The organism is Paenibacillus sp. MT124 (genome assembly GCF_058792755.1).
On record NZ_CM179500.1, the window covers coordinates 5,021,050 to 5,035,351 of the forward strand.

The following is a 14,302-nucleotide window of genomic DNA, read 5'->3' on the forward strand; positions in this document are numbered from 1 at the left end:
CTTAGCGGAATAATCCCTTTCAGGCACCATCCGGACTCACCCGGATTTCATGATAATCCCCGATAACGACATCCGCATCCTGTAAATGTACTGCTTCCTCCCCAGGGGGACAAAAACCAACAACATGTGAAACTCCTGCGTTCAGTCCCATCTTCATATCCCCGTTGCTATCGCCTATAACGATGGCCTGGTTAGGATGAATATGTAATTCACGACATGCCAGCTTGGCAGTTTCGCCATTCGGCTTGCCTAATGTAACGCGGTCACAGCCTACGATGGACGTAAAGAAAGACCGTATCCCCATCCATTCCAGATGTTCTTCTGCTGCGGGCGTGCTGTCCGAGGTTACCACCGCCACCTTGATCGAAGCTGCTTGGCAGCTCTGCAAAAAAGAAACCAGCCCAGGCATAGGCTCGGCCTGCCGTTTGGAACGCACTTCCTGCATGGCTGAATTGGAGAGCTCACGGACTGTTGTGATCGCATCATTCCAAGGCATGCCTGCCGCATACAACTGTCCGGCCAGGAGCCCGGTGCTCTCATCTACAGTAGCGATGGCCAGCGGACCCTGCCTGTCATAATCAACAATGCGTCCTTCGCTATCGTGTACTGTACCGAGTACCTTACCTCTTTCCACCGTGAAACCAGTCCCCATGCCAGATAACAAGGCTTCCAATTGATTTAGCAAGGAATCGGCCCACGGCCCCCATAATTGCAAAAATTCAAGCAGTGTCCCATCCTTATCGAACAAAATGCCCTGACAGGGAAGCTGCAGACCGTTTATTTGAAGTGTGGCCATAACCTTGCCGCCCCTCCTGGCAGATGTATTATTGGATACCTTCGAGCCATTCGGTAACCGCCTTTACCGTTTGAGACAACTGCTCTTCGCCCGTAATTTCAGGTTCTCCGTCACCACTCTGGTGCCCGTAGTCACCGAACTGCGAGTGGTTCCCTCCTTCAATGGTGTAGTACACCGTGTCTTCCGGCAGATAGACGCGGCCGTTTTGGTATTTGGTCGCATTGACGACTTCGTCATTGGTACCCAATATGGATAGCGCCTGAATCCCCAATGACTTCACGCTGCCTTTTTGATCCGGATAGGACGCCAGGAAAAAGATGCCTTGAAGCGCGCCCGGATGGGATGCTGCATAACGTGCAGCCATGGATCCACCCAATGAGTGTCCACCCATGACGAATGATTCGTCCGGATAAGCATTACGAATATCATCTGCCAGATTTTGTTTCAGTACTGCCAGATTGACCGGCATTTTGGCAATGATGGTATGGTGTCCGGCTTCTGCCAACTCTTTAGCCAGAGGAGCATAACTTTCCGGTTTCACCAAACCACCCGGATAGAAAATAACACTAATCCCTTCAGGTTTGTCTGGCATAAAATCAATCCAGTTTTCCTGTTCACTCACCGTAACCTGATCTGCTGTTTCCATAGCCTTCTGGGCCATTTCATGCGGTCCGTACGGGGTAAATAGCTTCCAGGCAACAAACCCGCAGCCAATGACAATGAGCGCCAGAAGTACGAGCAGAAATTTTCCGATGCCCCTCTTCTTGCGCCCTGTATTATACCGGTTCCTCAACTTCAATCACCTTTCTTCACTTACCGCAGGTACTGCGGCTCTTGGGGAATAGGAGCAAGGCTGAACCTGCTCACATTCCCCGCCTTGCCTCTATTCCGCTTTCGCCTTACGGTAAGCATCCATATATTGTTCCGCCTTGCGGCGAACATGACTTAAATCCCCTGTTTTCATCGCTTCGGAAGTCAGGTCGGACCCGATCCCCACAGCTACGGCTCCTCCCTTGATCCAATCGCCCAGATTGGACAAGGATACCCCGCCGGTCGGCATAAAATTCGCTTGAGGCATAGGCCCCTTCATTGTCTTGATAATGGATGGATCATACAGATTGCCTGGGAACAGCTTCACGATGTCCACACCAAGCTCAAGCGCACGTTGAACATCGGCAATGGTCATCACGCCAGGTAGGATCGGAATTCGATAGAGATTGCAGATCTTTACGGTATCCGGATTCAGCGATGGTCCGACAACAAACTCAGCACCTGACATGATTGCAGCTCTTGCTGTCTGGGGCTCAAGCACTGTTCCTGCTCCTATTATGGCAAACTTTTCGGGATCCTGTGTGTTCCAATGGTAGACACGGCTCAGTTTCTCGATGGCTTTGAGTGCACTGGGAACCGTCATCGTAATCTCAATCACTTTGATACCACCGGCGATGGCTTGCTCAGCCATGGCAATGACCTGATCGGCAGAGTCGGCCCGAAGTACGGCGACTACCCCGTTATCCGTTATTTTTTGCAGCAGCTGAAGCTTCTTCATTTCATTCTCTCCCTTATCAATGTGGTTGTTTATTACAAGCCTTACAATTGAAGAACGAAGATGAGACTTACATGATATCAGCAGCGACTAGCGCTCAACATGGGTTACGTTGTTCAGCTTGGCCTCGACTTGCTCCCACGTCGGAAGCGCCTCCCAATCACCAACGGCCTGTATGACCATGGAGCCAGTTAAGTTCCCGAGCCGGGTAGCCTCCTGCGGAGAGTATCCCTTGAGCAGGCCTGATAGGAAACCTGCACAAAATCCATCTCCTGCGCCAACCGTATCCAGCACATGATCCGCCTTGAAGTACGGAACTTCCGTTAGGGTACCATTCACCAATACATAGGTCAAATCCGGTCCACCTTTTACGATGGAGACGGCATTCAGAGCTGACAAACGTTCAAATATCTTCTGCTCATCCTGTTCGTTATACAGCAGCTTCATCTCGTCCAGGCCAGGCAAAAAGTAGTCAGCCTGCTCTGCCAGACGAAGCAAAATCGGACGAGCCTGCTCTGCTGACCAGAGTTTAAGACGCAGATTCGGATCAAAACTTACTTTTACACCAGCCTGTTTGGCTATATGTATGGCAGCTTCTACCGTAGACAAACCCGAAGGGCTTATAGCGGCAGTAATACCTGTAACGTGCAAAATCTCAGCCCCGGCAATATAGTCCGGATCCAGATCATCCGGAGTCATCGCACTTGCAGCGGATAGTTTCCTATAATAATGTACAGAGGATTTCCCGGAAGCGTTCTCACGAATCATCAGACCTGTTGGTTCCGCGTCACTCAAGCGTGCTCTGGATACATCTACACCTTCACCACGAATCGCTTTTAAGATCATGGTGCCGATGGGATCCTGACCCAAGCGCCCAAACCAACCACTTGTATGGCCCAGACGGGACACACCGATGGCCAGATTGCTCTCTGCACCGCCAAACGACTTGTCCAATGAAGCCGCGTATTCAAGACCTCTTGTATCCTTGGCTGTCAGCAAACCCATACTTTCACCGAATGTAACAATCTCAGGACTTTGGCGGGTATTCGTTGACATCGTTTCTTAGCCTCCTTAAATTTACAATTCCTCATCTTCTTTTCCCATTGTCATCCTCTATGCAACCGTTGTCAATCCCGCTCGTTCATTTTGTTGTCACAGCTCCGGGAAAGGATAGCGCTTTCTATTGTGAATTATATCACAATTATTCCTTCATATCCGTATTACCCTTATGAAAGATACAGATGACCTCGACCGTGAGGTCAACAGGAGGGTTACAACATGAACAACCGGACTGGAATCCGTGGTGATCAGGAATCATTTTTTTATAACTTGCGCTTTATGCTTATTGTCTGTGTACTCGTTGGAAATGCTCTTGAACCACTCATTACACGCTTTGCGGGAGCAGAGGCTCTGTTCCTGTGGATATATACATTTCATATGCCGTTATTCGTATGGGTTACCGGATATTTCGCCAGACATGCTCCTCAGGGTGCATCCGGACGCAAAGTACTTAAACAAATTGCACTTCAGTACGTTCTGTTTCAATCGTTATATGCTCTAATGGATGTTACGGTTTTCCACACCCCGCACATGAAACTGTCCTTTTTTGCTCCTTATCTGTTGCTGTGGTTTCTTGCCAGTCACTTCTGCTGGAGGCTCCTGCTCAGAGCTACCTTATCGTGGAAGCCGATCTATCGGCTCATTGCCTCCATTCTACTGGGAGTAGTGGCGGGTTACTTGCCTGTGGACGGATTTTGGCTCAGCTTCAGCCGAACGTTTGTGTTTCTTCCTTTCTTCATGATCGGTTATGACTATGGGGCCTCCATTCGTTCTTATGTGCGAACAGGCTGGGGGCGTCATGCCGCCGCAATATTATCTGCTGGTCTTTTGATATGGATAGGTTTGGGTGGACTTCAGATCTCCACAGGTTGGTTAATGGGCAGCATGACTTATGCTGAACTCGGTCACCATGAGTGGTATGCCGGAATCTATCGTCTTGCAATTTATGCCCTCGAAATGATCTCGGGAGCTCTATTTCTGGCCTGGGTGCCTTCTCTTACATCCAGACTGACCGATATGGGACGGCGTACACTTTATGTATTTCTTCTGCATGGATTTCTCGTTCGCCTTATGATCTGGTCAGGCGTTTATAATTATATCGAAAGCGGATTATACATTCCTGTGATCGTTGCCATAGCCGTAATGTTTGCTGTACTATTGGCCCAGCCCGCAGTACGTCAGGCCTTTCGGCCCATAATCGAACCGGATATCTCACGGTTTTCCCTGCATCGCCGTGAAATATTCAAGCGTTCTGCATGAATGCTCATCTGTCCCTTGTTCATTACTCTCTATCGTAACGGCTTGTTTCAGGCTGGAAGCAACGTGGTAAGTAGGGATACGCGCTACAAAAAACAACTTATCCCTTAAGGAGTGATTTGTAATGGCACGTTCACAGGCAGCTGGACAAAAGATGAGTCGAGAGGAAGCAGGCCGATTGGGTGGCAGAGCCACCTCCAAAAATCATGACCGCAGCTTTTACCAAATGATAGGCAAAAAAGGTGGAGAAGCGACCTCTGATGCTCATGATTCAGATTTTTACAAGGAGATTGGACGCAAGGGTGGCGAAGCAACCTCCGAAACGCATACCAAAGAATTCTATCGTGAGATCGGACGCAAAGGTGGAAGCAACTAGCCTTTTACACCGAATCTTATCCGAATAATAACAAAACGTTATATTGCTGTTAAGAAAGCCGAACTCCATGAAAATGAGAGACGGCTTCTTTCTATTGATTGTAGAAATATGACGACGGTTGTGATAGACTCTATAAAAAACCGGGTTGTTCACGGGTTTAAAGCAGCAAAGAACTTCATAAACTACGGGAAGCTCGAAGCCGACCGAGTCGGTTATTTTTTAGAGTACGGATGAAATTAAACGACAGATGCACTGCCATTTATATTTCCATTCATGTTGCTCAATATTATATATTTGGGGGGAAATACACCATGTCAGCCAATAAGATGCGTTCCGATATGATCAAAAAGGGTTTTGACCGTGCACCACACCGGAGTCTGCTCCGCGCAGCGGGCGTTAAAGAAGAGGACTTCGGCAAGCCGTTTATCGCTGTATGTAACTCTTACATTGATATCGTGCCGGGCCACGTTCACCTGCAGGAATTCGGTAAAATCGTAAAGGATGCTATTCGTGAAGCGGGCGGCGTTCCATTCGAATTCAACACCATCGGAGTAGATGACGGAATTGCCATGGGACACATTGGTATGCGTTACTCGCTGCCAAGCCGTGATATTATCGCGGATTCCGTGGAAACGGTTGTATCAGCACACTGGTTCGACGGCATGGTCTGTATCCCGAACTGTGACAAAATCACACCAGGCATGATGATGGGTGCACTCCGCTGCAATATCCCAACGGTATTTGTAAGTGGTGGCCCAATGAAAGCAGGTCGTGACAGCAATGGTAAGGCCCTGTCCCTGACTTCCGTATTTGAAGGCGTAGGTGCATTCCAGGCTGGTAAAATCGACGATAAGAGCTTGCTCGAGCTTGAACAGTTCGGTTGCCCAACTTGCGGTTCTTGCTCCGGTATGTTCACAGCAAACTCAATGAACTGTCTGGCTGAAGCGATGGGACTGGCTATGCCAGGTAACGGTACCATTTTAGCTGTAGCTCCTGAGCGTCGTGAGTTTGTTAAACAATCCGCGAAACAATTGATGGAACTCATCAAACTGGATCTGAAACCACGCGATATCGTTACGGTTGAAGCGATCGACAACGCCTTCGCACTGGATATGGCTATGGGTGGTTCAACCAACACTGTACTGCACACTTTGGCTCTCGCTCATGAAGCAGGCATCGATTATCCAATCGAGCGCATCAATGAAGTCGCTAACCGTGTACCTCACCTGGCGAAGCTTGCACCTGCATCCGACCTGCACATCGAAGATGTACACAATGCCGGCGGTGTAAGTGCAGTTCTAAACGAATTGCTGAAGAAACCAGGCGCGATCCACGCGGATTGTATTACCGTAACAGGTAAAACGATCCGTGAGAACGTAGAGGGACAAGAGATTCAGGATACGAATGTTATCCACAAGCTGGATAACCCGCATTCCGAAAGAGGTGGCCTTGCCGTATTGTTTGGTAACCTTGCACCGGAAGGTGCGATTATCAAAGTCGGTGCAGTTGATGCTTCGGTTGGCGGTTACCACAAAGGACCTGCGATCTGCTTCGATTCACAGGAAGAGGCACTCGAAGGCATCGCGAACGGCAAAGTAAAAGAAGGACACGTTGTCGTTATCCGTTACGAAGGACCAAAAGGCGGACCAGGTATGCCTGAGATGCTTGCTCCAACTTCCCAGATCGTAGGTATGGGACTTGGTGCCAAAGTCGGTCTGATCACAGACGGACGTTTCTCTGGTGCATCCCGCGGTATCAGTATCGGCCACATCTCTCCGGAAGCAGCAGAAGGCGGTCCAATCGCTTTTGTTGAAGAAGGAGATATCATTGAGCTGGATCTGAACAACCGCATTATCGAGCTGCACATCAGCGATGAAGAGTTCGAACGTCGCCGTGCTGGTTGGAAAGGCTTCGAGCCGAAAGTAAAAACTGGCTTGCTGGCTCGCTATTCCAAACTCGTTACCAACGCAAGTAACGGTGGGGTTTTGAAAATTTAATCCCTTGCAATTTTTCAATTGTTTTACTATATGATGCAAAATACAAAATAAAAAGGGTTGCTCCTCTGCCAGTGATGGCAAGGGAGCAACCCTTTTTGCATTGATTTACATGCAATCGAATTAGATATGAATAATACCCTTCTAGTTTATTAAACCGTTGGTGTGTTGTTCAGCTCAGCACCGGCCAGTACATCCGCTTCACTCTCCACCAGATCTGTTTGCATCTGTTCCGTTGTTGCAGCTACAAGGGCATGTTGTCCGTAACGCTGCATTAATACACCAAGCGGCATGGCAATCATTTTCGGAACCAATTGCTCGGATCGCTGTTTCAAACGCTTGGTTCCTGAAGGATGAATTACACTCAGCAATAGTTTGAGATACACCTTGGAAGCCGAACTGAAAGGTCCAGGCGGCAGATCCTTAACGGTAAATCCGAATTTCTCAGGTCCCCGATTAATCATACTTACACCGTACACTGCTTTGGCAGAACGGAGTTCAGGTTCCGATGCAATCTGCCGAGCCAGATCGGGAAGCTGCTGTTCCATAGCCCGAATCATACGGATGGCCAGATGCATACTGGAGCGCGAGGTCATCCCGAGCTCGAATAATTTTTTATTATCAAAATGAAGTTCAATAACCGGGTCGCCGTTTCGGATGACTTGCCCCTCGCTCATTTCAACCAACGCACCGTGATATACACGGGATCGATAATGAAGCATCGGGTCTTCCGGCGAAGCTGTCCGCAGATGGTATACCCAGTGGAACAGCTTCTCCCAGCCAAGCCATAAAGCAACCACAATTCGTTTCCATGGAGATAATACGGTCTGAGCTGGAGCTGGACTCGTTTTTTGAGATTCACTCACGGTAATGCCTCCTCCCATCAAGGTATCGATGCGTACACTTTGCAATCCCTGCCGCTCGGCCTCTTGCAGTACCACTTCCAAGGCCTGGAGCATCTGTTCAGGTGCATGTGCGTCAGCCCCAAGCGTGGTACCCCGGTCATGCAGCAGCATGACTTCTCCGCCTCTGAGCTCTTTCAACATGCGTTCTGTCAGTTTCTTCGCTCCGACACGACTTCTCCAATCCTCGAACATCGAAGACCACAGAACAATCTGGCGATCCTTTCTGCTGAAAAAATCAAACAGGTTCATGATCCCCCAAGGCGGACGGTAAAAACAGGTTCTTACCCCCGTGACCTCCTCTATAATCTGGCCTGTTCGCTGTATCTGATTTTTAACCGTACGCGGCCGCATTAACCAGTTTGTTTTGTGGATGTAGTTATGGATTCCGATCAGATGTCCTTGCTCATGAATGTGCTGGATAAGTTCCGGGTGACTGGCCGCATGCTCCCCAACCACAAAAAAAGTCGCCTTGGCATCGTATTGCTTCAGCAATCGGAGCAACCTTGGCGTATATATTGGATCGGGACCATCATCGAAAGTTAACGCAAACTGTGTATCGCTTTTCCCACGCCTGAACACGCGCAACCCAAAGAGTCTGCTGATCAAACTAGGAATAAAGGCGTAAAAAGATGAAATGTACAATGCCCATAAAAATAGGCTCTGAAGTAAATTTGTCATGCTCTGATTCCCCACTTCTCTTGCTGAATGACTGCTCCCATCCAAGTACTATGGAAAATAAATCGCCTTTAATTTTATCATAATTTAAACTTTTCTTGAATCCTGTTTTCCAAAAAACAAGTCAATCGTGTACAATAAATGGAATGAATGACGGATGAAGGAGCCCTGCCCATGTTACCCCTCTATAGAAAATATGGACGTACTGTTTTTGACATCGCTTTACTTGTGTTAACTGTATATTTGGTCATGTATGGCTTTAGCCGATTGTATCAAATAGCTGCACCTGTGTTTCTTTCATTTATCGTATACTGGATGATTGAACCACTGGCCCGTTTTTTGCATCGCCGAGGACTGCCCAAAACACTGGGAGCGGCGATATCCGTTTTGCTATTTCTTGCACTGATTGTTGCTGCCTTTTTTGGCGTGGGTCTGATTATTATCTCTCAAATATCCAATCTGCAGGATAATTTCCCTCGATACGTGGAGCTGCTGCAGAGCGAGTTCACCAATCTCGCCTACTTTCTTCAGGACAAGTGGAATGCACTTCCTCCTGGTATTATCGAGAAGATAAACGATTATTTTGCAACACTTACCGGTTTCCTCTCCAGCTGGGTGACCAGTGGTGCACAATTCATTATTGGATTTCTCAGTTCATTTTCATCATTTATTACAAACTTTGGGATTGCAATCATTCTTGCCTTCTTTCTCAGTATTGAGATTGAATCCTGGCGCAAGTTTGCCCGTGCCAAGACACCGAAAACATTGAAGCTCGCATTGGCATTTATGCGCAACCATGTCTTCAAAACCATTCGTTCGTACTTGAAGGCACAGATGATCATGATGCTGATTACCTTTGTATTGATCTATGTCGGACTGCTCATTCTTGGAACCAATAATGCCTTTACGATCGCTGCAGTCTGTGCGGTATTTGATCTCGTGCCTCTTCTGGGGGTTCCGGTTATATTTATCCCATGGATTGTCTATCTGTTTATCATAGGGAACAGCAGCTTGGCCATTGGTCTAGTCGTCGTTCTCGTGATTACAATGCTGACACGCCAGCTGCTTGAACCGAAAATATCCGGCAATTCGATCGGAGTGTCTTCCGCATACCTGATGCTTTCATTTATGCTGATCTCACTCTCCATATTCGGCATTGCCGGAGTTGTACTATCTCCAGTACTGCTGATTTTGCTAAAGGAACTGCTGCAGCAGGGGTATTTACAGCGGTGGATTCATCTGCCCAAGGATGAATTCGATTCTTCTCCATTAGTCATGGATACACCTGTGGGTGAATCCGCTGGCGTGAACACGGAAGTATCTGCCGAAGCTTCAACACAGACTGCAGATCAGGAAGATTCGGCCAAGTAATCCATCAACCGGCGAAAGAGTTCTGTAGCCTGGTGGTGTCCGCCTGGTGCTACATTCTGGACCAAAACAGCAACTGCATATCGAGGCTGCTCTACCGGGCCATACCCGATAAACCATTGATGATTGCGTTTCCGTTCTTTCTGCTCCACCTGTGCGGTACCCGACTTCCCTGCAACGTGCCACCGTGCATGCTGCAGGGTTTTTCCGGTTCCATCCGTTACTACCTTACGCATCCATCTCAGAAGCTGATGAGAGGTTGCGGGAGAGATCTGACCGGCTTCCGAAGGCGAGTACTGCGGGGGCATTTCAAGCATCACATCACCATCAGCATATCGGATACGCTGAACAAGCCGCGGCGCATGAACACGCCCATCATGAAGCAGGGTCACAATCAGATTCGCCGCCTGTAACGGAGATACGCGGGTATCTCGCTGACCAATGGCTGTCTGTACCCGGGCTCCTTCATCCTCAGATGAGACTGTTGTTGTACGTACCCGCCCAGCATCTTCGTGATCAAAATGACGCAGCATCGGCATTCCGGCCACATCCTTCTTCTCCCAGCCGATCGTCCGTGCCAAGCCCAAAGCATCGGCAGTTCGCTCCAACTGCTCCATACTGAGGCGGCGGGCTGTTTCGGCAAAAACAATATTACAGGACTCAGCGAAGCCCTGTTCCAGCTTCAGATCACCATGTCCATGTTCTTTCCAGCAGGATAACCCATACTTTCCCCATTCTCCGCCACAATGAAAGGTTTCTTTGGTTGAAACAGCTTGTGATTCCAGAGCTGCTGCCGCCGTAACCATTTTGAATATCGATCCAGGTACAGCACTCTGCACAGCCCGATTCGCCCAGGAGGAGTTGGATGGATCCACATGCAGCGGATCGTAAAATGGAACTGAGACCATTGCGCGTACATCTGCATTTGCCGTATCCATTACAACAATCGCCCCCTCTTCCATACCCGCTTCCTCTGCAATCTGTTCTACTCCTTGCTGTATGTCCGAGTCGACTGTGGTCTCTACCTTTAGAGGATAGTGACTATTTCTCGGGGCGATCACCCTTGGTTCAAATTCGGGAATAACCTCTCCTGTGCCAGTAACCATTCGAGTCAGCAGGGTTGGCCCCACGCCCATCAATAGGGGATCCAGTGTCCTTTCCAGTCCAGCTGCACCCGACTTTAGCGCAAAAGGTTGTTTCACTTCATCTGTATGATGATCTCTCACGCTCAGAACTTCAGGTTGTTCAGCCAGGTAACCTAACCATTGCCTTCCTGTACGTCTCTCGTCATAACGTGACATCACGGGGTATACGCTGGCTCCATCTCCTTCGAATTCCTGAAGTTTTGCCAATTGGGCCTTGTCCAATACCATGGGTTGATGCGTGCCTGCTGTCCAGAAATGAGGAGCATCTCCCTGCTCCCACTCTTTCATTAGGTGTGTTGTATCCGTATGCAGTATGGTTGCCAGCCGCTTCAATCTGACGTTTGTTGTATTCATCAGGGATTGGACATGCCTATGTCCGGAGTGCGGAAAAAGCACAACTCCCCACTGCAGGCTTCCTGTCAGTGATTTTCCCTTACGGTCTGTGATTTGTCCTCGGCCTGAATCAAGCATAACGCCCCGTTCACGCTGCAAAACAGACATCTCACGAACCGTTCGCTGGAATCCCGGCATGACTCGATTCACCTGAACCATCTGAACCCACCCGAGACGAAGGATAAGGATTGCAAAAATGACGGTCAGGAAGACACAACCAATATATATTCTTCTTTTTAGTTGTACACGCATGCTTCCTTATCCCCTTCTTCTTTTTTCTGCATAGTATGCTTCTTCCTAGCTGGAATTATCCGGAAAACAGCAACAAACCTGCTCCAGAAAAGGAACAGGTTTGTTGAAGATTTCACGTTTTTTGTATTTGATTATACCGTAAAGCGTGACAGTGTATTTTTCAGTTCAGTGGATACATTCTCCAGCTTATCGGACAAGTTCACCAACTGGTTGCTGATATTCTGCTGCTCGCTGCTCAAGGAAGCCACTTCTTCAGAGGTTGCAGAGGATTCCTCGGCGACTGCGCTTACATTACTCATCGCCTCAGACAATGTACCTTGAGACTTGCTCAGATCCCCGATGGAGTCCGTCACCATGCCCAGCTTCTCTACAAATGCCCCCATCTGCTCTTGAACCGAAGCAAAGATCACATTGGTGTCTTTAACGGCATCCATTTGCTCCCGGAATAATGGATTGACATTGGACAATGCGGTCACCGTTTCGTTCATCTCATGCATGATTTTATCGGTAATCTCGCCCACCATGTCAATGGACTGTCTGGATTGCTCGGCGAGTTGACGAACCTCACCAGCAACAACCATGAATCCGCGTCCGGCTGCACCGGCACGTGCTGCTTCAATGGTGGCATTCAGTGACAGAATATTCGTCTGTTTCGTAATATTCTGGAGCACATCCAGAACCTTCAGAACGGAAGATGTACTCTCTTTAAGGGAGTCCACCTTGTTCACCAGAGCACCGATCATCTCTTCGGTCTTCTGTGTCTTCGTCATTAACTGATTCAAGTGCTGCGTTCCTGTCTCACTGGACTGCTCGACATGACGGGCGGATTGCCCCATCTCCTCGTTCGCGGCAACAACACTCTGCATCTGACGTGAGATATTATCGGTTAACTCATTACCACGCTCGGCTTCCGTAGCCAGGCTGCTTGCACCACCTGCAATCTCTTCCGTGGCTACTGCAATCTCCGATGCAGAAATAGCTGTCTTCTTGGATGCATTGCTTAGCTCGGAAGCGGTATCCAGCACCTCCTGTGCAGAACGATTCGTTTGCTCAACCAACTTCGTGATCTGTTCCATCATCAGATTGAAGGCTGCTGACAATTGACCAATTTCATCTTTGGAGGTAAACGGTGTACGCACCTTCAGATTTCCTTTGGCCCCTTCCTGCATGAGGTCTTTCAATCTGCCCAGCGGACGGGCAATCATGCGAACCATCCATACGCCAATCAATACTGCAATGGCTGCATCGACCAATGCCATCCATAAGGTTAGCGTCAAAATGCCTTTGGCATCCTTAACCAGCATTGAGGTAGGTACCATTCCAATCAACTTCCAATCCGACGTTTCCATCGTGCTGTAAACGACAAGCATATCGGTAGATTTGCCATCAACCGCATACTCTGCATTGGTACTGCCTGTCTGTTCAGTCAACTCACCATAAAAAGCGAGTTCTGTCTCCTTACCTGTGCGGTCAGCAATCGTAGAGGCTACAACCTTTTTATCCGGAGCAATGAGCTGAATTACAGCTCCCTCTCCCAGATTAAGCGATTTCAACTGTTCCTCCAAAACTTCCAGTTTCAACTCAATCACCAAGACATATGATTGGTTTGTGCCCTGCAGGTTTTTCATGGAACGGGCAATTCGGAACGTTGGCGCACTTCCGTCTTCTTTAATTTCTGTTGGAAGCCAGCGATATCCGCCGGACTGTACAATCTCGTTATACCAAGCCTCGCTGCGAATATTACCCATTGAAGCACTGCTGCTGCCCGTTCCCATGGTAGACTTGTTTTCATCCGTGGGTACCAAATAAATCGCTTCCATAGATTTATTTGTAAAAGCAACGTTTGATAGCTGTTTATTGATGGAGCTTGAATTGATAAACATATCATACGCTGTCAGATCCTTATTAGACATGTTTTGCAACAAGGATTGCATTTCCGGATCAAAGAAGATCTGGGTTGACGTATCCACAAAACGCTCCAGTATGATATCCATTTTTTCTTTGGTTTGATCAATCGTTTCCTGGTTTGCCCGGGAGGCATTTTCCTCAATCGTGTTTTTGGCTTTCGAGTAGGATAAAAGACCCAAACTAATAACAAAAATCATAATCCCCGCAAAAAAGATTAAGAATAGTTTGACTCCTACCGATTTAACCGGATTTGCCTTCCTGATCTGAGTTAACGTTGTCCCTCCCATCTTATTCCACTGGATCTTTTTCCAATCCAGCTTAAATGGCTTCTTGTTCGATGGTTTTTCCGTCTTGCTTTTGAAGAAGCTCAATTTCTGAAACTTTTGCTCTCTCGGTTTTTTTTCCTTCACTGGTTTCTTCACCTTTTCCCCACTGTCCTTCTGCTTCTTTTGAACCAATCCCATTCACCTGCCATTTTGCTAGTTGTTTTTCTTTCTCTCCCCTATAAATATGTAATATTCGACAGTTTTCCCCTTTCCCCTTTTGTTTTTAAAAAATATTTTGCAACTTTTTTCCTATTTTTCTATAAAAAAAAGCCCACCATATACCGATATACGGAGGGCTAAAT

Annotated in this window: 10 protein-coding genes and 1 pseudogene; 4 read left to right on the top strand and 7 right to left on the bottom strand. The window is 48.0% G+C overall.

From position 1 onward, the window contains the following. Positions 1-19: 19 nt before the first annotated feature. The 4 genes from AC3RCI_RS22675 to AC3RCI_RS22690 form a co-directional block, all read right to left on the bottom strand. The gene (locus AC3RCI_RS22675; protein ID WP_492526537.1) at positions 20-796 is read right to left on the bottom strand and encodes an HAD family hydrolase; all 777 of its coding nucleotides are present in this window, start codon (positions 794-796) and stop codon (positions 20-22) included. Between the two features lie 28 nt (positions 797-824). Further along, positions 825-1,589 (bottom strand): alpha/beta fold hydrolase, encoded by a 765-nt coding sequence (locus AC3RCI_RS22680; RefSeq protein WP_492526539.1) that lies wholly within the window; start codon positions 1,587-1,589, stop codon positions 825-827. 90 nt (positions 1,590-1,679) lie between these two features. Then, the gene (locus AC3RCI_RS22685; protein WP_336780285.1) at positions 1,680-2,345 is read right to left on the bottom strand and encodes a bifunctional 2-keto-4-hydroxyglutarate aldolase/2-keto-3-deoxy-6-phosphogluconate aldolase; all 666 of its coding nucleotides are present in this window, start codon (positions 2,343-2,345) and stop codon (positions 1,680-1,682) included. A gap of 87 nt (positions 2,346-2,432) precedes the next feature. Then, positions 2,433-3,398, bottom strand: a complete 966-nt coding sequence (locus AC3RCI_RS22690; protein WP_492526541.1) for a sugar kinase — start codon at positions 3,396-3,398, stop codon at positions 2,433-2,435. 222 nt (positions 3,399-3,620) lie between these two features. Between AC3RCI_RS22690 and AC3RCI_RS22695 the strand changes: the two genes are divergently transcribed. From AC3RCI_RS22695 to ilvD, 3 genes and pseudogenes are all read left to right on the top strand, one after another. Next, on the top strand, positions 3,621-4,661 hold the full coding sequence (locus AC3RCI_RS22695; protein ID WP_492526542.1) for an acyltransferase family protein: 1,041 nt from the start codon (positions 3,621-3,623) through the stop codon (positions 4,659-4,661). Between the two features lie 121 nt (positions 4,662-4,782). After that, positions 4,783-5,025, top strand: a pseudogene (locus AC3RCI_RS22700) (KGG domain-containing protein); the annotation flags it as partial. Between the two features lie 320 nt (positions 5,026-5,345). Continuing rightward, on the top strand, positions 5,346-7,031 hold the full coding sequence (ilvD, locus tag AC3RCI_RS22705) for a dihydroxy-acid dehydratase (RefSeq protein ID WP_095289529.1): 1,686 nt from the start codon (positions 5,346-5,348) through the stop codon (positions 7,029-7,031). 149 nt (positions 7,032-7,180) lie between these two features. Here the strand turns inward: ilvD and AC3RCI_RS22710 are convergent, their stop codons facing one another. Then, positions 7,181-8,611 (bottom strand): polysaccharide deacetylase family protein, encoded by a 1,431-nt coding sequence (locus AC3RCI_RS22710; RefSeq protein WP_492526544.1) that lies wholly within the window; start codon positions 8,609-8,611, stop codon positions 7,181-7,183. Positions 8,612-8,782: 171 nt separating this feature from the next. Here AC3RCI_RS22710 and AC3RCI_RS22715 point away from each other — a divergent pair, with 171 nt between their 5' ends. Then, positions 8,783-9,979: an AI-2E family transporter gene (locus AC3RCI_RS22715; RefSeq protein WP_492526546.1), complete on the top strand. Its 1,197-nt coding sequence runs from the start codon at positions 8,783-8,785 to the stop codon at positions 9,977-9,979. Here the strand turns inward: AC3RCI_RS22715 and AC3RCI_RS22720 are convergent. Further along, the gene (locus AC3RCI_RS22720) at positions 9,958-11,766 is read right to left on the bottom strand and encodes a peptidoglycan D,D-transpeptidase FtsI family protein (protein WP_492526548.1); all 1,809 of its coding nucleotides are present in this window, start codon (positions 11,764-11,766) and stop codon (positions 9,958-9,960) included. The genes AC3RCI_RS22715 and AC3RCI_RS22720 overlap by 22 nt on opposite strands. Positions 11,767-11,897: 131 nt before the next feature. After that, positions 11,898-14,138: a methyl-accepting chemotaxis protein gene (locus AC3RCI_RS22725; RefSeq protein WP_419719987.1), complete on the bottom strand. Its 2,241-nt coding sequence runs from the start codon at positions 14,136-14,138 to the stop codon at positions 11,898-11,900. Between the last annotated feature and the right edge of the window lie 164 nt (positions 14,139-14,302).

Excerpts from the sequence above, each read along its gene's own strand:
- ilvD (WP_095289529.1), top strand. The coding sequence starts at position 5,346 with ATGTCAGCCAATAAGATGCGTTCCGATATGATCAAAAAGGGTTTTGAC.
- AC3RCI_RS22695 (WP_492526542.1), top strand. The coding sequence starts at position 3,621 with ATGAACAACCGGACTGGAATCCGTGGTGATCAGGAATCATTTTTTTAT.
- AC3RCI_RS22685 (WP_336780285.1), bottom strand. The coding sequence starts at position 2,345 with ATGAAGAAGCTTCAGCTGCTGCAAAAAATAACGGATAACGGGGTAGTC.
- AC3RCI_RS22720 (WP_492526548.1), bottom strand. The coding sequence starts at position 11,766 with ATGCGTGTACAACTAAAAAGAAGAATATATATTGGTTGTGTCTTCCTG.
- AC3RCI_RS22710 (WP_492526544.1), bottom strand. The coding sequence starts at position 8,611 with ATGACAAATTTACTTCAGAGCCTATTTTTATGGGCATTGTACATTTCA.
- AC3RCI_RS22675 (WP_492526537.1), bottom strand. The coding sequence starts at position 796 with ATGGCCACACTTCAAATAAACGGTCTGCAGCTTCCCTGTCAGGGCATT.
- AC3RCI_RS22715 (WP_492526546.1), top strand. The coding sequence starts at position 8,783 with ATGTTACCCCTCTATAGAAAATATGGACGTACTGTTTTTGACATCGCT.
- AC3RCI_RS22690 (WP_492526541.1), bottom strand. The coding sequence starts at position 3,398 with ATGTCAACGAATACCCGCCAAAGTCCTGAGATTGTTACATTCGGTGAA.
- AC3RCI_RS22725 (WP_419719987.1), bottom strand. The coding sequence starts at position 14,138 with ATGGGATTGGTTCAAAAGAAGCAGAAGGACAGTGGGGAAAAGGTGAAG.